General features: G+C 62.8%; 22 protein-coding genes and 1 tRNA gene. 14 read left to right on the plus strand and 9 right to left on the minus strand.

What is annotated here, in order from left to right; all coding sequences use genetic code 11:
- Nucleotides 1–46: 46 nt before the first annotated feature.
- From NKJ91_RS00330 to NKJ91_RS00345, 4 genes are all read right to left on the minus strand, one after another.
- A complete protein-coding gene (locus NKJ91_RS00330) occupies nt 47–229 on the minus strand; it encodes a hypothetical protein (RefSeq protein WP_352454006.1) in 183 nt (60 codons plus the stop codon).
- Nucleotides 229–417, minus strand: a complete 189-nt coding sequence (locus tag NKJ91_RS00335) for a DUF3606 domain-containing protein (RefSeq protein WP_023718995.1) — start codon at nt 415–417, stop codon at nt 229–231. Before NKJ91_RS00335 ends, NKJ91_RS00330 begins: the two co-directional genes overlap by 1 nt.
- Before the next feature lie 234 nt (nt 418–651).
- Nucleotides 652–882 carry a hypothetical protein gene (locus tag NKJ91_RS00340; protein ID WP_023675303.1) on the minus strand — a complete coding sequence of 77 codons (231 nt, stop codon included), beginning with the start codon at nt 880–882 and terminating at the stop codon, nt 652–654.
- 407 nt (nt 883–1,289) lie between these two features.
- Nucleotides 1,290–1,724, minus strand: coding sequence for a DUF3597 domain-containing protein (locus NKJ91_RS00345; RefSeq protein ID WP_352454007.1), 435 nt, complete (start codon nt 1,722–1,724; stop codon nt 1,290–1,292).
- 321 nt (nt 1,725–2,045) lie between these two features.
- Between NKJ91_RS00345 and NKJ91_RS00350 the strand changes: the two genes are divergently transcribed.
- The 4 genes from NKJ91_RS00350 to NKJ91_RS00365 all read left to right on the plus strand — a co-directional run bounded on the left by NKJ91_RS00350 (nt 2,046) and on the right by NKJ91_RS00365 (nt 4,605).
- Nucleotides 2,046–2,471 carry a cupin domain-containing protein gene (locus NKJ91_RS00350; RefSeq protein ID WP_023675305.1) on the plus strand — a complete coding sequence of 142 codons (426 nt, stop codon included), beginning with the start codon at nt 2,046–2,048 and terminating at the stop codon, nt 2,469–2,471.
- A gap of 120 nt (nt 2,472–2,591) precedes the next feature.
- Entirely contained in the window at nt 2,592–3,191 is a 600-nt protein-coding gene (locus tag NKJ91_RS00355; protein WP_352454008.1) for a YdeI/OmpD-associated family protein, read from the plus strand.
- 465 nt (nt 3,192–3,656) lie between these two features.
- Nucleotides 3,657–3,929: a hypothetical protein gene (locus NKJ91_RS00360; protein WP_031211351.1), complete on the plus strand. Its 273-nt coding sequence runs from the start codon at nt 3,657–3,659 to the stop codon at nt 3,927–3,929.
- A 268-nt stretch (nt 3,930–4,197) separates the two neighbouring features.
- Nucleotides 4,198–4,605, plus strand: a complete 408-nt coding sequence (locus NKJ91_RS00365) for a hypothetical protein (RefSeq protein WP_023675307.1) — start codon at nt 4,198–4,200, stop codon at nt 4,603–4,605.
- 211 nt (nt 4,606–4,816) lie between these two features.
- On the opposite strand, the gene NKJ91_RS00370 is transcribed toward NKJ91_RS00365, so the two are convergent.
- Nucleotides 4,817–4,906: transfer RNA gene (locus NKJ91_RS00370), tRNA-Ser, on the minus strand.
- 427 nt (nt 4,907–5,333) lie between these two features.
- Here NKJ91_RS00370 and NKJ91_RS00375 point away from each other — a divergent pair.
- The 3 genes from NKJ91_RS00375 to NKJ91_RS00385 all read left to right on the plus strand — a co-directional run bounded on the left by NKJ91_RS00375 (nt 5,334) and on the right by NKJ91_RS00385 (nt 7,591).
- A complete protein-coding gene (locus NKJ91_RS00375; RefSeq protein ID WP_023675308.1) occupies nt 5,334–5,657 on the plus strand; it encodes a hypothetical protein in 324 nt (107 codons plus the stop codon).
- A 66-nt stretch (nt 5,658–5,723) separates the two neighbouring features.
- A complete protein-coding gene (msrA, locus tag NKJ91_RS00380) occupies nt 5,724–6,386 on the plus strand; it encodes a peptide-methionine (S)-S-oxide reductase MsrA (protein WP_023675309.1) in 663 nt (220 codons plus the stop codon).
- Between the two features lie 215 nt (nt 6,387–6,601).
- On the plus strand, nt 6,602–7,591 hold the full coding sequence (locus tag NKJ91_RS00385) for a BMP family lipoprotein (RefSeq protein ID WP_023675310.1): 990 nt from the start codon (nt 6,602–6,604) through the stop codon (nt 7,589–7,591).
- A gap of 84 nt (nt 7,592–7,675) precedes the next feature.
- Here NKJ91_RS00385 and NKJ91_RS00390 read toward each other — a convergent pair whose 3' ends face one another.
- The gene (locus NKJ91_RS00390; protein WP_031194007.1) at nt 7,676–7,885 is read right to left on the minus strand and encodes a SlyX family protein; all 210 of its coding nucleotides are present in this window, start codon (nt 7,883–7,885) and stop codon (nt 7,676–7,678) included.
- Nucleotides 7,886–8,065: 180 nt separating this feature from the next.
- On the opposite strand from NKJ91_RS00390, the gene NKJ91_RS00395 reads away from it, so the two are divergent.
- From NKJ91_RS00395 to deoA, 6 genes are read left to right on the plus strand one after another with little or no spacing between them, the layout of a single operon-like run.
- Nucleotides 8,066–9,598, plus strand: a complete 1,533-nt coding sequence (locus NKJ91_RS00395) for an ABC transporter ATP-binding protein (RefSeq protein ID WP_352454009.1) — start codon at nt 8,066–8,068, stop codon at nt 9,596–9,598.
- On the plus strand, nt 9,595–10,734 hold the full coding sequence (locus NKJ91_RS00400; protein ID WP_023675313.1) for an ABC transporter permease: 1,140 nt from the start codon (nt 9,595–9,597) through the stop codon (nt 10,732–10,734). The genes NKJ91_RS00395 and NKJ91_RS00400 overlap by 4 nt, the downstream gene beginning before the upstream one ends.
- Before the next feature lies 1 nt (nt 10,735).
- Nucleotides 10,736–11,707 carry an ABC transporter permease gene (locus tag NKJ91_RS00405; protein WP_352454010.1) on the plus strand — a complete coding sequence of 324 codons (972 nt, stop codon included), beginning with the start codon at nt 10,736–10,738 and terminating at the stop codon, nt 11,705–11,707.
- A 6-nt stretch (nt 11,708–11,713) separates the two neighbouring features.
- On the plus strand, nt 11,714–12,106 hold the full coding sequence (cdd, locus tag NKJ91_RS00410; protein ID WP_352454011.1) for a cytidine deaminase: 393 nt from the start codon (nt 11,714–11,716) through the stop codon (nt 12,104–12,106).
- Entirely contained in the window at nt 12,103–12,921 is an 819-nt protein-coding gene (locus tag NKJ91_RS00415) for a purine-nucleoside phosphorylase (RefSeq protein WP_352448279.1), read from the plus strand. Before cdd ends, NKJ91_RS00415 begins: the two co-directional genes overlap by 4 nt.
- Nucleotides 12,921–14,240, plus strand: a complete 1,320-nt coding sequence (gene deoA, locus NKJ91_RS00420; RefSeq protein WP_352454012.1) for a thymidine phosphorylase — start codon at nt 12,921–12,923, stop codon at nt 14,238–14,240. The genes NKJ91_RS00415 and deoA overlap by 1 nt, the downstream gene beginning before the upstream one ends.
- Here deoA and NKJ91_RS00425 read toward each other — a convergent pair whose 3' ends face one another.
- From NKJ91_RS00425 to NKJ91_RS00435, 3 genes are all read right to left on the minus strand, one after another.
- A complete protein-coding gene (locus tag NKJ91_RS00425; RefSeq protein ID WP_352454013.1) occupies nt 14,241–14,801 on the minus strand; it encodes a TIGR02281 family clan AA aspartic protease in 561 nt (186 codons plus the stop codon).
- A gap of 100 nt (nt 14,802–14,901) precedes the next feature.
- A complete protein-coding gene (upp, locus tag NKJ91_RS00430) occupies nt 14,902–15,531 on the minus strand; it encodes a uracil phosphoribosyltransferase (RefSeq protein ID WP_023675320.1) in 630 nt (209 codons plus the stop codon).
- Between the two features lie 155 nt (nt 15,532–15,686).
- Nucleotides 15,687–16,661, minus strand: coding sequence for an adenosine deaminase (locus tag NKJ91_RS00435; RefSeq protein WP_352454014.1), 975 nt, complete (start codon nt 16,659–16,661; stop codon nt 15,687–15,689).
- Between the two features lie 167 nt (nt 16,662–16,828).
- Here NKJ91_RS00435 and ubiE point away from each other — a divergent pair, with 167 nt between their 5' ends.
- Nucleotides 16,829–17,605 (plus strand): bifunctional demethylmenaquinone methyltransferase/2-methoxy-6-polyprenyl-1,4-benzoquinol methylase UbiE, encoded by a 777-nt coding sequence (gene ubiE, locus NKJ91_RS00440; protein WP_352454015.1) that lies wholly within the window; start codon nt 16,829–16,831, stop codon nt 17,603–17,605.
- Nucleotides 17,606–17,651 lie beyond the last annotated feature (46 nt).

Here is a 17,651-nt window from a genome sequence, read left to right on the forward strand (position 1 = left end):
GATTGCGGCCACAACCCTGTGCCGCGCGTCCAACCGGCTCGGCGGCTCAGCCCTCGGCCTTGAAGTTCTTGGCTTCCTTCTCGACCTTCGGGCTGTCCTTCCCGTGCTTGCGCATCAGATCCTTCGCCTGCTTCGGCGAAACGTCGGTGGTTTCGGCAAGGTGCAGAGCCTTCTTTTCGTCCGAATCGCGCGTCTTGCGGTCGGCCATTGCGGTTGTCTTGTCAGCCATTACGACGCTCTTATGCTCTCGGCGATTTCGTTCAGCACCTTGCGGTCGGTGCCGTGGCGCTTGATCAGCGTGCGTGCCTGATCCGGGGTAATGCCCGCTTCCTCGGCGAAATGACGTACCTCATAGTCTTCGCCGCCCGCCACTCGTGAGCGGTCGCGACTGTCGGTCCTGGTTTTGTCGTCGGCCATGGCAGCTCTCCTCATCTCGACGAGAGCATAACGGGCAAGATTTCAGCGAGTTCCTTCGAGCGTGTCGCCCAATTACCGCCTTCGGGCATGACCCGGCATGAGCAGCGGTTTTGCTCAAAGCAAGGGCTTGGTGCCAGGCCGACCTTCACGCACAAACAGGCTGGCCTCTTTGGCGGCGCTGCCAACCGCCCGCCACTGCTCCTGGGCGCAGCCTGATGTTCGTTCCAGATTGCTTTAATGGGAGCGATGGTCGAACACGACGCCCATGGTCCGACCAACCGCCGTCATGACGATAAGCTCGACCAGATCGTCGTCACTGTTGCCGCAGGCCGGAGCCGTCCTGCGAACGATGTCCAGCATCGCCCTCGTCGATATGGTGTCGCCGGCACCGAACCGTGAAAGCGCAGATGAAACAAGCTCTTGGGCCGTCAAGTCGGCGACGGTCACCCTCTGCACCACGTTCATTGGCTTCCTCCCACCATGAACCCTCTCCCGGGAGAATGATACGCCGAACGTCGCGTTTCGCCAGCGAAATGGTGGTCCTACCAGCGCGTGGGCAGCGACCGAAATCGTCGGTTTTGCGGGAGGCAATCCGGGCGCGAGGCGGCAGCGCTTTTGTGCCATGCGACTTCGCCATAGACCCAATCCCGGTGGCCGGGATCGGTCTCAATTTTATTTACTGGCAGTCTGATGCTTGGCAGTGTGGTCTGCTCGGTTGCGGCCGAAGCCAGCGCAGCAAGAACCACGGTGCGGGCAGGACCGGGACGGTTCGTCGTTTCACGGAAACGCCGAACCGGTCTGTCTTTTTGTTTGACGCAATTCCGGACGGAAAACCGTTCACACGTTTTCCTGGAATTGCTTGTCTTGTGACTCTAGGCGGCCAGGTCGCTCGGAAGCTTGCCGCCATTCTCGGCCAGCTTTTTCATCAATGCGTCGTGCAGCCACAGATTCATCGTTACAGTGTCGTTCATATCGCCGGTGTATTTCAGCTCGTGGGCAAGCTCCTTGCGGGCGCCGAGGCTGCTGTCGATATTCAGAGCCTTCATCAGGTCGACGATCGAATTCTTCCAGTTGAGTTTCTGCCCCTTCGCGGCCACCGCCTTGTCGAGAATGGCAGCGATGTCCGGGGCAGAGGACGGCGCGGCCGGCGCGGCCGGAGCCGGGGTTGCAGCCGGGGCGGATCGGGTAGGCGCCGTCGGCTGGGTGGCCGTGCTCGAAGCAGGCGCGGGAGACGGTTGCGCCGGCGGCGCTTCGGCCGCAACCGCGTTTCCGAAAATCGCACCTTTGATACTGTCGAAAATGCCCATTGCTATCTCCTGTGTTGGCTCGACGGTGTGTTGCCTTGACGGTCGGTGGGGCGACCGTTGCCGAATGCCGCATTGAGCGCCCTGGTTGTACCGGACCACGAACGCAACGCAGGGGCAACTTAAAACTGGCTAAAAGGTAAAGGCTTGGTTGCATTGGGGAATCGGCTCAGTGATCCGACCCGAGAGTAGAATAGGTCGGATCGCGGCCCGACAAATCGTCACGCGCTATGGGCGAGGGAATGGTCAGCAGCCAGTTTTGCTGACGCAGACCAGAAAAATCATCTAGATTCGTGTTCGCAATTCGCTGAGAGGAACGAAGCCATGACAGCAGTCGTCGCATCCGACAGGCTCGAACGTTCGCTGGTTTGGGCAGAGGACGATCCGTCGGTCAAATGGGCCGGCGCTTTCGCGGTTTACGGCGGGCACGGCACCACCCAGTCCTCGGTCATTGTCTACGAGATCGAGCCCGGCAAGCGGCTCGGCTGGCACAGCGACGCCACCGAAGAGACGCAATACATCATCGCCGGCACCGGCGAGCTGCACATCGAGGGCGGCAGCACCCACCCGGTCGGGCCCGGCAGCGTCCTGGTACTTCCGACGCCGGTCCGGCACGACCTCGTCAACACCGGCACCGAAACCCTGCGCGCTGTCGCTTTCTTTGCGGCGGCGATGTTCACGCAGACATTCGACGACGTCATGCTGCCGCCGAAATCCCATGTCCTCGGCACGCCCAATCGTGCGGGCTGAATGCGTGCCGGCGAGAATCACCAGGCCTGCGGATTGCGGACTCGGAGCTGAGATGAGCGCGCGCGCGGCCGGCAACCGGTTCGGCGTCGTTACGCGCCTGCGTCACGGGCGGACCGGCTGATGGCGCCCGTCAAGGTCGACCCCGCCAAGGTGCGCGAGTTCAGGGATGCCGAAAGCTTCCATGCCTGGCTTGGCGAGCATCACGACAGCGAGGACGAAGTCTGGATCAAGATCCATAAGCTCGATTCGGGACTGCCGTCGATCACTCCGAAGCAAGCCATCGACGTGGCGTTGTGCTGGGGCTGGATCGATGCGGTGCGCAAGGCCTTGGACGGCAAAAGCTACCTGCAGCGCTACACCCCGCGCGGCAAGAAGAGCACCTGGAGCCAGATCAATGTCGACAATGTCGCCCGGCTGATCGAGGAGGGCCGGATGACCGAGCACGGGCTGAGGCAGGTCGATGCGGCCAAGGCCGATAGCCGCTGGGCGCGCGCCTACAAGAGCGGCAAGGAGATGAAGATCCCCGACGACCTCCAGGCGGCAATAGACGCCGAGCCCAGGGCAAAAGAGATGCTGGCAAAGCTCAGCGGGCAAAACCGCTTCGCACTCGCCTTCCGCATCCACAACATGAAAACCGAAGCCGGACGCAAGAAGAAGATCGCGGCGTTCGTGGAGATGCTGAAGCGCGGCGAGACCATCTATCCGCAGGGCAGAAAGTGACATCTAACGAGGCGTGCCGGCGCTGCGTCTTGTGCTTGTCCCGGTCGGCGAGCCTCGAATGCGGCCGGATCACTGCTCAGGCCCACCTTCGATCCAGGCGATGTCGCCGACGATTTGTTTTCGACGAGCGTCGCCCGGCACTTCGACACCAGCTCTAATTCGTTTAGTTGATGCAGGAAAAAGTCTCGTCCTCACAGTCGGCATAGTATATTAGCAGGCGCTGTTATGAGGTTTTTGCCCGTTCAGGAGCCGACTGGCACGTGGGCCGTGTTTGATGCGACCGTGGACGTGCCTGCGGATTTCGCTGGCAGTTGCCTTATCGGCTTGCCGCGGGAGCGGGCGGAGTGGCTCGCAGCAAGAGCCAATCGAGATGCTGCTGCAAAAGGCACTTCGATTTGCCGGTTGTCAGCTGCCGGACCGGCACAAGCCACGGTTCTTAGACTTAGACCGATAGGAGAGATTTCGATGATGCAAGAAAGGGTAATGGCGGCTGCGTTGGCAGCCAGGAATCAGGAAGCGGATATTCGTGGTGTCTTCGACATCACCAACAAAACCGATGCGCCAATTGGCCCCCGCCGATTGGGCGAGGCTATCCACTTTGTCGCCAATGCACCTATCGTTGGCTATGATGTTCACGCCGCCGTCATCAGATATGGCCCACTCGGAACCCCCAGCCTCAGAGCAACAGATTGCGCACAGCTGTGGGAGAAGTTCGGCGAGGCCTTGCTGCAACACTGACGGGCAGACCTTTGGCGCGTATGGTACCACCATCGTGCAGGACACTTTCCTGGCGAGAACGACATGAAGCCTGCCCGGTAATGTTGCAATTAAATTAGCGTGAGTGCATATTTTTTGCTGGCTGGACTCGCAACCGGCCAGGCCCGGCGGCCGGCCGCCAACGGGCTGTCAGGCCGGCGACAAATGGCTCCGCAGGCCCGACGGTCCCTTGGCAAGATCGCCGGAACCACAGCATGATGCGGCGGCAAAACGGGTTTGGGAGAATGACATGCCTAAGGTTTCGGAACTCTTTTTCAAGACAGCCATCATTTTTCTTATTCTGGGAATTGCAGCTGGCCTGCAGATGGCAATTTCAGGCGATCACGGCGCGTTTCCGGCTCACGCGCACATCAACCTGCTGGGGTGGGTCACCAGTGCAATATTCGGCGGCTATTATGCGCTGAACCCGGCGAAGGCTGCCCGCAGGAGCGCGATGATCCACTATGGCGTCTACAATCTCGGCCTGGTCGTGATGCTGCCAGCGCTTTACCTGATGCTGCAGGGAAATCCGGCGCTCGAGCCGATCGTCGCCACCGGCTCAATGATCGTCGCTGTCGCCGTGCTGATCTTTGCCTTCGTGGTTTTCTCCGCTGAAACAGAGCGCTCGGTCTCGGGGATACAAGCGGTCCCGCGCTAGACGGGGCGGCGATGGTGCCGAGTCGACCAAGCCCGTGCTTCTGGTGAAGCGCGGGCCGATTGGTTGTAGGCTGATCTGAGGTAAGGGTGCGGCGAAGATGAAAGCCGCTCAGTAGCCTTCGCGCGCCCCTTTGCCTGCCCCAAGATACCTGCACCGCAGCGGCAGTAGCCGTCCAGTGTCCCTTTAGGCTGGCGAACCGGTGAGATTTAACTGGCGGAGAGAGCGGGATTCGAACCCGCGTTACGGTCTCCCGTAAACACACTTTCCAGGCGTGCGCCTTCAACCACTCGGCCACCTCTCCGTCTTTTTAGCATTTTCGACGCGGCCGGTTTCGCCGCGCGGGTTGGGGAGATGCATCTCCTTTGGGATTCCGGCCGGAATTCCGGCCGTGGGCGCCGTCAACCAGCGGATACCCTTTCCCCGCACCCGAGCCGTCAAAGCAACAGGCGCGGGGCTCATCTAGTCGATCCGGTGCCGAATGCCAAGACATAACGGCAGTCTATTCGCTTTGCCGGATAGGGATGCTCAGCCCATGTTATCGGAGCACCCGTTGGGAGCCTATCGAAACGATCGGCGGAGGTGTGCTTGCCGTCCGGCGCGCCACCGGTTCCGGCGAACCGGCGGTCGCGGGTTCAACTTCACGTGTCGCGATTGTGCAATAAGCGGGTAGATCCTATTTAACAGTCCGACACGACATTCTGATAAACTCCTGGGGAGGAAGGGTCCGGATGTTCCGCTTCGTCTTTCGTCTCGCTGCAATGGTCGCGCTTTCGGTTTCGGTCATCATGGCCGTGCTCGATGCGACCCGCTCGGTGGCGGCTTCGGCGCTGGTGATGACCCCGCTCAACACCAGCTGGCTCGCTGTCTCGCCGGATACGCGCAGCGCCTTCGAAAGCTTCGTCCGCGATAAGATCAACCCGCTGCTGTGGGACGGTGCCATCGCCTGGGTGCTCAGCCAGCCTGGCTTTGCCGTGTTCGCGGTGCTGGCGTTCATTCTTTATGCCATCGGTTACAGGCGGCAGCGCCCCAGCGGGCGGTTCGCCGCAACCTGACATTTCCAGCCTGACCCGGTGTTCCCGTACCGGGGACGCTCAACCAAGAAGAAAAGGAACCCACACATGTTTCTCAGCGACATGCTGAACAAGAAGCTCAACCTGCCGAAACCCTCCGAGGCGTTGCCCGGCCGCGACCGGCCGATCCCGACCGCATCGAAGCACTTTGTCTCGAACAGGCCGCTCAAGGGTCCTTATCCCGAAGGGATGGAAACGGCGATGTTCGGGCTGGGCTGCTTCTGGGGCGCCGAGCGCCTGTTCTGGCAAGTCGAGGGCGTCTGGGTCACGGCGGCCGGCTATGCCGGCGGCGTCACGCCCAACCCGACCTATCAGGAAACCTGCACGGGGCTCACCGGCCATGCCGAAGTCGTGCTCGTCGTCTACGACCCCAAGATCGTGTCTTATGCCGAGCTCTTGAAGCTGTTCTGGGAAAGCCACGACCCGACCCAAGGCATGCGCCAGGGCAATGATGTCGGCACCACTTACCGCTCGGCGATCTATACGTTCAACGACGCTCAACACCAGGCTGCGATCGCCTCGCGCGACGCCTACGAGGGTTCGCTGCGCGGCGCCGGACGCGGCAAGATCACCACCGAGATCGCGCCGGCGCCGGAATTCTACTTCGCCGAGGAAGACCACCAGCAATATCTGGCAAAGAATCCCTACGGCTATTGCGGCCTGCAGGGAACCGGCGTCTCCTGCGCCATTCCGGCCGCCGTCTCCGCCTGATTTTACGACCCTGGCGCAAGGAATATGCTGTGGCGCCGCGATGCGGCGCCATGCTTTTCCAAAGGGTCAAAATTCCACGTGAATTTTGTTTCGGGCCGTGCCAGATTGACCCGAAGCGGGAGGAAGACACTCCTGCCCGACACCGTATGCCTGCCGGAGAACCGGGCCGGCATGCGGTGCATAATGGACAAATAACCGACAGGGGTGTGGATCACATGAAACGTATCGTTCTCGGCCTTATGGCCGCAGCTGCAATGGTTCTTCCGGCCTTCGCCGCGGACATTCAACCCGCGATCCTCTATGATCTCGGCGGCAAGTTCGACAAATCGTTCAACGAGGCGTCGTTCAACGGCGCTGAAAAGTTCAAGACCGAGACCGGCATCCCCTATGTGGAATTCGAGGTCAGCAACGCCACCCAGCGCGAGCAGGCGCTGCGCCGCTTCGCCGAGGACGGCCGCAACCCGATCGTCATGGCGGGCTTCTCCTGGGCAGATGCGCTGGACAAGATCGCCACCGAGTTCCCCGACACCAAATTCGCCATCATCGACATGGTCGTCGACAAGCCTAATGTCCGCTCCCTGGTCTACAAGGAGCAGGAAGGCTCGTACCTCGTCGGCGTGATGGCGGCGATGGCTTCCAAGACCAAGAAGGTAGGCTTCGTCGGCGGCATGGACATTCCGCTGATCCGCAGGTTCGGCTGCGGCTATGTCGGCGGCGCCAAGGCGGCCGGCGCCACCGACGTCATCCAGAACATGACCGGCGATACGCCCGCAGCCTGGAACGATCCGGCCAAGGGCGGCGAGATCGCCAAGACGCAGATCGACCAGGGCGCCGACGTGGTCTACGCGGCGGCAGGCGGCACCGGTGTCGGCGTGCTGCAGGCAGCGGCCGACGCCGGCAAGCTCGGCATCGGCGTCGATTCCAACCAGAACGGCCTGCAGCCCGGCAAGGTGCTGACCTCCATGGTCAAGCGCGTCGACGTTGCCGTCTACAACACCTTCATGGATGCCAAGGACGGCAAGTTCACGGCCGGCGTCAACGATCTCGGCCTCAAGGAAGGCGGCGTCGACTACGCCATGGACGACAACAACAAGGCGCTTGTCGACGATGCGATGAAGGCGGCGGTCGAAAAAGCCAAGGCCGACATCATAGCCGGCACCATCAAGGTGCACGACTACATGTCGGACAATGCCTGCCCGTATTGATCGATTGCCGTTATTGATCGACTGGCACTGCTGAACTGACGAGCCGCCGGGTGAAAGCCCGGCGGTTTTGTCTTGTCGGCCCGCTCACCAGTGCGGCGGCTTTGTCACCGGCACATCGGGCGCGGCCTGTTCTTCCAGCGCCAGGAAGCGCTCGGCCAACGCGTCGAGCTTGCGCTGCATGCGCTCGATCACCTTCCACTGCTCGGCGATCTGGCCGGACAGTTCCTCGATGGTCTTCTCCTGCTCGGCGGCGCGGATTTCCAACGTCGTCAGCCGGTCGTCGGGCATGGTCATTTGAAATCCTCGATCAGGCGATTGTGCAGGGTGCGGCCACGTTGGAAATTGACAAGCATGGCGGGATTTGTCGAGAGTGAACCCTGCTCCGGCCAATTGGCACAGACCCAATTGGCACAGACTGGGCGTCATGCTAGGCGTTTGACCAAGCGGTAAAAAATAACAGTGGGAACAGGCTGCATGGCGCAAGCCGCAATCGAGCTGATCGGCATCGACAAGAGCTTTGGCGCCGTGCGCGCCAACCGCGACATCAATCTGGAGATTATGCGCGGCACTATCCATGGCATCGTCGGCGAAAACGGCGCCGGCAAGTCGACGCTGATGTCGATCCTCTATGGTTTCTACCAGGCCGATTCCGGCGAAATCCGTGTCGGTGGGCAGCCGGCATCGATCAAGACACCGAATGATGCGATCGCGCTCGGCATCGGCATGGTGCATCAGCATTTCATGCTGGTCGACAATTTCTCGGTGCTGGAAAACGTCATTCTCGGCGCCGAAAGCGATGCGCTGCTGAAGAAGAGCATCGCCAAGGCGCGTTCCGAGCTGGAGCGGCTCGAGCGCGAATACGGGCTCGAGGTTGATCCGGACGCCATCATCGAGGAGTTGCCGGTCGGCCTGCAGCAACGCGTCGAAATCCTCAAGGCGCTCTATCGCGGCGCCGAGATCCTGATCCTCGACGAGCCGACAGGCGTGCTGACGCCGGCCGAGGCCGACCACCTGTTCCGCATCCTCAGGCAGCTGAAGGAGCAGGGCAAGACGATCGTGCTGATCACCCACAAGCTGCGCGAGATCATGGCGATCACCGACACCGTCTCGGTGATGCGCCAGGGCACGATGGTGGCGACCAGGGAGACCAAGAAGACCACGGTCGAGGAACTGGCCGAGCTGATGGTCGGCCGGCGCGTGCTGCTGCGCGTCGAGAAGGGCGAGGCGAAGGCCGGCGGCGTCAAGCTCGCGATCAAGAACCTGACGGTGAAGGATTCCCGCGGCGTCACCATGGTCGACGACGTCTCTTTCGATGTCCATGCCGGCGAGATCGTCGGCATTGCCGGCGTCGCCGGCAACGGGCAGTCCGAATTGCTCGAGGCGATTTCCGGCATCAGGCATGCCGTTTCGGGCTCGGTGATGCTCGACGGCAAGCCGATCGACCTCACCGGCGCCGCCGACCCTGGCGAGCTGCGCGAGCGCGGCCTTGCCCATGTGCCGGAGGACCGCCATCATGTCGGGCTGGTGCTGGCCTTCGAGGAGAACGAGAATTCGATCCTCGGCTACCAGGACGACGAGCGCTATCTGAAGGGGCCGTTCCTTGACATTGACGCCATCCGTAACGATGCCCGGGACAAGATCGTCAAATATGATATCCGCCCGACGGACTGCCGCCTCAAGACCGCCAATTTCTCCGGCGGCAACCAGCAGAAGATCGTGCTTGCGCGGGAAATGGAACAAGATCCCGGCGTGTTGATCGTCGGCCAGCCGACGCGCGGCGTCGATGTCGGAGCCATCGAATTCATCCACAAGCGCCTCATCGCCATGCGCGACCAGGGCAAGGCGGTGCTGGTGGTTTCGGTCGAGCTCGACGAGATCCGCTCGCTGTCCGACCGCATCCTGGTGATGTTTGCCGGCCGCATCGTCGGCGAACGCGGCCCCGACGCGACCGAGGGCGAGCTCGGCCTGCTGATGGCCGGCGTCGAGCAGCGCGAGGCGGCGGAATGAGCACTCCCTATGCCAAGCTGCCGGCCTGGGCCGACTACGTCCTGATCCCGCTGATCAACCTGTTCGTCGCCTTCGTCGTTGCCGGCTTCGTCGTCATATTGGTTGGCGAGAACCCACTGCGCGCAGCCGTCGTCCTGGTCGAGGGTGCCTTCGGCCGCGGCCAAGGCATCGCGTTCACGCTTTTCTATGCCACCACCTTCATCTTCAGCGGGCTTTCGGTGGCGGTTGCGGCGCATTGCGGCCTGTTCAACATCGGTGGCGAGGGCCAGGGCTATATCGCCGGTCTCGGCATTGGCATTGTTTGCCTGGCCTTCGACAGCGTGCTGCCTTGGTGGCTGACCTTCCCGATCGCCATTATCGCCGCCGCGGCGATGGGCGCGCTGTGGGCGCTGATCCCGGCCTATCTGCAGGCCAAGCGCGGCTCGCACATCGTCATCACCACCATCATGTTCAATTTCATCGCCGCCAGCGTCATGGTCCGTGCGCTGGTCGGGTACTTGAAGCCCCCCGCCTCGATGGCACCGCAGACGCGCACCTTCCTCGAAGGCGCGCAACTGCCGAAGCTCAACTGGGTCATCGAATTGTTCGGCGCCAAAATCCGTTCGGCGCCATTCAACGTCAGTTCCCTGCTGGCGCTAGCCATGGCCTTCCTGGTGTGGGTGCTGATCTGGCGCACCAAGCTCGGCTACGAGATGCGCACCTATGGCCACAGCCCGAAAGCGGCGCGCTATGCCGGCATTTCGGAGATCCGCATCATCATCATCGCGATGATGATCTCGGGCGCGCTAGCCGGCATGATGGCGCTCAACCCGACGATGGGCGACCAGCACAATGTCGCACTCGAATTCGTTTCGGGCGCCGGTTTCGTCGGCATCGCGGTGGCGCTGATGGGCCGCCTGCATCCGGTCGGCATCGTCATGGCGGCAATATTGTTCGGCATGCTCTACCAGGGCGGCGCCGAACTCGCCTTCGAGATGCCGGCGATCAGCCGCGACATGATCGTTATCATCCAGGGCCTCGTCATCCTGTTCGCCGGCGCGCTCGAGCATATGTTCCGGCCCTACGTCCAAGCGTTGTTCGCCTCGCTCAGCCCGAAATCGGTCGGCATGGAAGCGGTCAAGGGGAAGGGCGCCTGAGATGGATTTCTTCAACGCCATCGTACAGGTCCTGGACTCGACCATCCGCCTGTCGGTGCCCTTGCTGCTCGCCTGTCTCGCCGGCCTCTATTCGGAGCGGGCCGGCGTCTTCGACATCGGGCTCGAGGGCAAGATGCTTGCCGGCGCCTTCGCCGGTGCGGCCGCCGCCTCGGTCTTCCACTCGGCCTATCTCGGCCTCGGCATGGCCATCCTCATCTCGGTTGCCTTCGCGCTAATCCACGGCTTTGCCTCGATCACCCATCGCGGCAACCAGATCGTTTCCGGCGTCGCGATCAATTTCATTGCCGCCGGATCGACGATCATGCTCGGCCAGGCCTGGTTCCAGCAAGGCGGGCGCACGCCGGCGCTGGCCGCCGGCGAGCGCTTCGAGGCAATCACCTGGCTAGGCGCGGAGGCGTTCAGGAGCGTGCCGATCCTCGGGCCGATCTATTCGGAACTTATCTCCGGCCATTCCGTGCTGGTCTATCTCGCCTTCCTGGCCGTGCCGTTCACCTGGTGGGTGCTGTTCCGCACCCGCTTCGGCTTGCGCCTGCGCGCCGTCGGCGAGAACCCGGCGGCGGTCGATACCGCCGGCATATCGGTCGCCTGGCTGCGCTACCGCGCCCTGATCTGCACCGGCGTCCTCACCGGCATTGCCGGCGCCTATCTGTCGATGGTGCAGAATGGCGGCTTCGTGAAGGACATGACCGCCGGCAAGGGCTATATCGCGCTGGCCGCGCTGATCTTCGCCAAATGGAAACCGGTCAATGCCATGTTTGCCTGCCTGCTGTTTGGCTTCCTCGACGCGGCGTCGATCCGCCTGCAAGGCACGCCGCTGCCGCTGATCGGCAAGGTGCCGGTGCAATTCATGCAGGCGCTGCCCTATGTGCTGACCGTCATCCTGCTTGCAGGCTTCATCGGCAAGGCAATCCCGCCGCGCGCCGGCGGCGTGCCGTATGTCAAGGAACGCTGATCTATCATGGCTCATGATCTGTTCGAAGCGGCGAAAGCCGCCATGGCCAAGGCCTATGCGCCCTATTCGAAATTTCCGGTCGGCGCGGCGTTGCGCACCGAGGACGGCCGTGTCTTCACCGGCGCCAATGTCGAGATCGCGTCCTATCCGGAGGGCTGGTGCGCCGAAACCACCGCGCTCGGCCACTACATCATGGGCGGCGGCGGCAAGATCACGGAAATCGCCGTGATCGCCGAACGCGTGGCAAAATGCTCGCCCTGCGGCGGCTGCCGGCAGCGGCTGGCGGAATTCTGCCGGCCGGAGACGAAGTTCTATCTCTGCGATGATAGCGGCGTGGTTGAGACCGTGACCATGGGCGAGTTGCTGCCATACGGGTTTGAAGGCGATGTGCTGAAATGAAGGAAGCGCTCGATCACCTCGTCGAAAGGCTGGACGGGCTGGCGCCGACCACCGCCTTGGTGCTGGGGTCAGGGCTTGGCGGGCTTGTCGACCAGGTCGAGGATGCGGTGCGCATCTCCTACGCCGACTTGCCGGGGTTTCCCCGAAGCGGCGTCAGCGGCCATGCCGGCGAGGTGGTGGCGGGGCTCTTTGCCGGCACGCCGGTGCTGATGCTGTCCGGCCGGGCGCATTATTACGAGCACGGCAACGCGGCGGCGATGCGGCCGGCACTCGAGGTGCTCGCCGGCCTCGGCATCTCCAGGCTGATCCTCACCAACGCCGCCGGTTCGGTCGATCCCGGGATGGGCCCGGGCTCGGTGATGCTGATCACCGACCACATCAATTTCTCGGGCTCCAACCCGCTGATCGGCGAACCGAGCGACCGCCGTTTCGTCGGCCTGACCGAAGCCTACGACGCCGGTCTCCGCTCCGCCATCGAGCAGGCGGCGAAGGCCACCGGGACCACGCTGCACAAGGGCGTCTATATGTGGTTCTCCGGCCCATGCTTCGAGACGCCCGCCGAGATCCGCATGGCGCGCGTCATGGGCGCCAACGCAGTCGGCATGTCGACGGTGCCGGAGGTCATTCTCGCCCGCTTCCTTGGGCTGCGCGTCGCCGCGTGTTCGGTCGTGACCAACCTTGCCGCCGGCATGACCGGAGCCGAGCTGTCGCACCAGGAGACCAAGGACATGGCGCCGGTCGGCGGCGCGCGGCTGGCGACCATTCTGCAGCGTGTTTTTCAGGACGGGCTTCCGGAGCACAGGGTCGACGCCTGATGCTTCCCCAGGAAATCATCCGCCGCAAGCGCGACGGCCAGAAGCTCTCGGCTGAGGAGACAGCGTTCTTCATCGAGGGTCTGACCGCCGGCACAGTCACCGACGCGCAGGTCGGCGCCTTTGCCATGGCGGTGTTCTTCAACGGCATGAGCCGCGACGAGGCGGTGGCGCTGACTATGGCGATGCGCGATTCCGGCGATGTGCTCGACTGGTCGGATCTGCCCGGCCCTGTCACCGACAAGCATTCGACGGGCGGCGTCGGCGACAATGTCTCCTTGATGCTGGCGCCGATCGTCGCTGCCTGCGGCGCCTATGTGCCGATGATTTCCGGCAGGGGTCTGGGCCATACCGGGGGCACACTGGACAAGATGGATGCGATCCCCGGCTATATCAGCCAGCCGGATGTTGCGCGGTTCCGCAAGACCGTGCTCGAAACCGGCTGTGCCGTCATCGGCCAGACCGCCGATCTGGCACCCGCCGACGCCAGGCTCTACGCGATCCGCGATGTGACAGGAACGGTGGAATCGGTGCCGCTGATCACCGCCTCGATCCTGTCGAAGAAGCTGGCGGCCGGCCTCAATTCGCTGGTGCTCGACGTCAAGGTCGGCAACGGCGCCTTCATGGAGAAATCGCGCGACGCAACCGCACTGGCCAACAGCCTGGTCGACGTCGCCAATGGCGCCGGCCTTAAGGCCTCGGCGCTGGTCACCGGCATGAACGAGCCGCTGGCGTCCGCCGCCGGCAATGCGGTCGAGGTGCGCAACGCCGTCGATTTTCTCACCGGCCGCTTTCGCGACCGGCGGCTGGAGGACGTGACGCTGGCGCTGGCCGCCGAGATGCTGCAATCGGCAGGCCTGGTGTCGTCCAACCAGGACGGCCTGCGCCGCGCCGCCGAAACGCTGGCCGGCGGCCGCGCCGCTGCCGTCTTCGCGCGCATGGTGGCGGCACTGGGTGGTCCGGTCGACTTTGTCGACAATCCGGAAAAATATTTGCCGAAAGCGGCAACGGAATTCGCTGTCAAGGCGAGCGCGAACGGCTTTGTCACCGGCATCGCGACCCGCGAGATCGGGCTTGCCGTGGTCGGGCTTGGCGGCGGGCGGACGCGGCCCGACGACAGGATCGATCACGCCGTCGGCATCACCAGGCTGTTGCCGGTCGGTGCTGAAGTGCGGGCCGGCGAAGCGCTGGCGCTGGTCCATGCCCGTAATACCGGGGATGCCGAAGCGGCCGCGGCCGCCGTGCTTTCGGCCTATATGATCGGCACTTCCAAACCGGCCACGGAAAAAACCGTCATCCGGCGGATCCTGCCGCGCGGGTAATCACTGAACCAGCAGCAGCTTGCCGCCTTCGACCTGGTATTTTTCGAGCCGCTGCAGAAAGCTCATGCCGATCAGGTTGGTGTGCAGCGCCCTGTCGTCGAGCACGACGGCCTCGACGCCCTCGACGGTGATCTTGCCGATCTGCAGGCGATCAATCGTCACCACGGCGGCCTTGATCGCACCATTGGCGGTGTTGACCTGATGGCTGAAGTCCGTCGAATTGAGCGAGATGCCGATCCTGCGCGCAGTCGAGGTGTTGATGGCGACGAGCGTGGCACCGGTATCGATCATGCCGTCGATCTGGCGGCCGTTCAACTTGAAGACCGACATGAAATGCCCGCGCGAGTCCGCGGTGACGACGACCTTGCGGCCGAGCGGCTGCGGCGTTGTGGGCCTGTCCGGGACGGCGGCGAGATTCAGGTCGGTTTGTGTGTCGGCCGGCCTGGCTCCGATGGCGGATTTCAACAGCCGCTCGATTACCTGTGAATTGGACTGATACACGATCGGCAGCGATGCCGACGTTCCGGCAAACACGCCAAGGATGAGGAGCTTGCGCAGCATGGACCGGCCTTTGTTGTTGCCGATCCTTAGTCCGACATGGTGATTGCCGCTTTAACGAGTGCGGAAACCAGCCGTTTGCGTAAACAATCGGTAAACGGATCTATTTGGTGCCGTACATGCGGTCGCCGGCATCGCCGAGACCCGGCATGATGTAGCCCTTTTCGTTGAGCTGGCGGTCGATGGAAGCGGTGAAGACCGGAACATCGGGATGCGCCTGGGTAAACCGCTCGAGGCCCTCTGGTGCCGCCAACAGGCAGAGGAAGCGGATGTTGGTGGCACCGCGGCCTTTCAGCTTGTCGATCGCCGCGATCGCCGAATTGGCGGTCGCCAGCATCGGATCGACGACGATCACCAGCCGGTCGGCGAGGTCGCCCGGCGCCTTGAAGAAATACTCGACCGCTTCCAGCGTCTCATGGTCGCGATAGAGGCCGATATGGGCGACACGCGCCGCCGGCACCAGATCGAGCAGGCCTTCGAGCAAGCCGTTGCCGGCGCGCAGCACCGAGGCGAAGACCAGTTTTTTGCCCTCCAGCGTCGGCGCCTCCATCGTCTCGATCGGCGTCTCGATCGTAGTCGTCGTCAGTTCCAGGTTGCGGGTGACCTCGTAGCCGAGCAGCAGCGAGATCTCGCGCAGCAGCCGCCGGAAGCCGGCCGTCGAAGTTTCCTTCTTGCGCATGATGGTCAGCTTGTGCTGGACAAGCGGATGATCGACGACGGTAACGCCCTTCATGGTGTTCTCCAACTGCGCAGGTGAATAGTGGATGGTGAATGGTGAATAGTGAATAGTGAATAGTGAATAGTGAACTGGTTTGCGAGTCCTTGGTTGCGCGGAAAACTCGCGGTTGACGAACCGAAGCGCCGGGTGAACCATTCACCATTCACCATTCACCTGCCCTTGGCGCCGAGCCTGCCCAGCAGCACCGCCCTGGTCTTCCTGTCGACGAAGGCTGCCTCGATGGCCGTCCTGGTGACGGCGGTGAGCGCCTTGTCGTCCATCGCAAAATGCTCGGCAGCGATGTCGTATTCGCGTTTCAGCGAGGTCCAGAAATAGGGCGGGTCATCGGAGTTGAGCGTCACCTTGCAGCCCGCTGCCCGCAAGGCGGGGAAGGGATGGTCGGCGAAGCTGTCGAAGATTTTCAGGGCGATGTTGGAGCCAGGGCAGCATTCGAGCACGACGCCTTCGTCGGCGATGCGCCGCACAAGCTCGGGGTTCTCGATGGCGCGCACGCCATGGCCGATGCGAGACGGGCGGATGTGATCGAGTGCCGCCTCGACGCTCTCCCAGCCCATCAATTCGCCGGCATGGACGGTGATGCCGAGGCCGGCCTCGCGGGCGATCTCGAAGGCCCTGACATAATCTTCCAGGTCGCCTATCCGCTCGTCGCCGGCGACGCCGAAACCGGTGACCAGCGGATGCCCGCAGCGCGCGGCGAAACGCGCCGCTCGCTCGATCGATTCGACACCGAAATTGCGCACGCCGGTGACGATCATGCGGCCTTCGATGCCGGTCTTCGCCTTGGCGCGGGCCATGCCTTCGCCGAGCGCGTCGGTATAGGCCTTCGGCGACAGCCCGGCCTTGCTGGCATGGTCGGGCGAGGTGAAAACCTCGGAATAGATGGCGCCGTCGCGGGCGAGGCTGGTCAGGTAATGATCGGCCAGCCGCGCATAGTCTTCTTCGGTGCGGAACAGGTCCGACGAGAAGTCGTAGGCGGCGAGGAAAGAGGTGAAGTCGTGCCAGACGAAGGAGCCGTCCTGGATGTAGGGCGAGGCATCCTTGCCGTATTTCTCAGCCTGGCGGAGGACGAGTTCAGGCGCCGCTGCCCCTTCGATGTGGCAGTGCAGTTCTGCTTTCAAAGGCATTCAATTATCCCGTCAGGCTTTTTCTTATGACGCAAGTTCCTGTCGGAAAACCGTGTGACACTTTTCCGGAACCTGCTTCGAAGCGCGGCCGAACACCGCGCCTTAAACAATAGCGCCCGCACCATCGATCGGCTATGGTCCCGCCGATTTTATGGCGGATCAAAACGATGTCGGTTGAAAGAACCACTGCTGCGGGCGGCATGGAAACCTCCTATGGTTTCAAGCGGGTAGGGCCAGGCGACAAGCAGTCCCTGGTCAATGATGTTTTCCACAATGTGGCGAACCGCTACGACCTGATGAACGACCTGATGTCGGCCGGCTTGCATCGGTTGTGGAAGGACGCCATGGTCGCCTGGCTCAATCCACCGAAGCGGCCGGGCTGGAGCGTTCTCGACGTTGCCGGCGGCACCGGCGATGTCGCCTTCCGCATCGTCGAGGCGAGCGGCAGGCACGCTCATGCAACGGTTCTCGATATCAACGGCTCGATGCTCGCCGTCGGCCGCGACCGGGCCGAGAAAAAAGGCCTGTCGGCAAATACCGATTTCGTCGAAGCCAATGCCGAGGAACTGCCTTTTGCCGACGCCACTTTCGACGCCTACACCATCGCTTTCGGCATCCGCAACGTGCCGCGCATCGATGTGGCGCTTGCCGAAGCCTATCGCGTGCTGAAGCCTGGCGGGCGCTTTCTCTGCCTTGAATTTTCCGAGGTCGAGATGCCGCTGCTCGACAAGGTCTATGAAGCATGGTCGTTCAACGCCATCCCGCGGATCGGCAAGGTGGTGACCGGCGATGACGAGCCCTATTCCTATCTGGTCGAATCGATCCGCAAGTTTCCCAATCAGCAGAATTTCGCGGCGATGATTTCCCGCGCCGGCTTCGACCGCGCCTCGTTCCGCAACTACTCCGGCGGCATCGCCGCGCTCCACTCGGGCTGGAAGCTTTGAGGCTGGCCCGTATCTTTCGTACTCAATGTGCTCTTCGCCGGTCTAG

Origin of the sequence: Mesorhizobium sp. M0040, from assembly GCF_040323505.1 — a bacterium.
GTDB lineage: Bacteria > Pseudomonadota > Alphaproteobacteria > Rhizobiales > Rhizobiaceae > Mesorhizobium.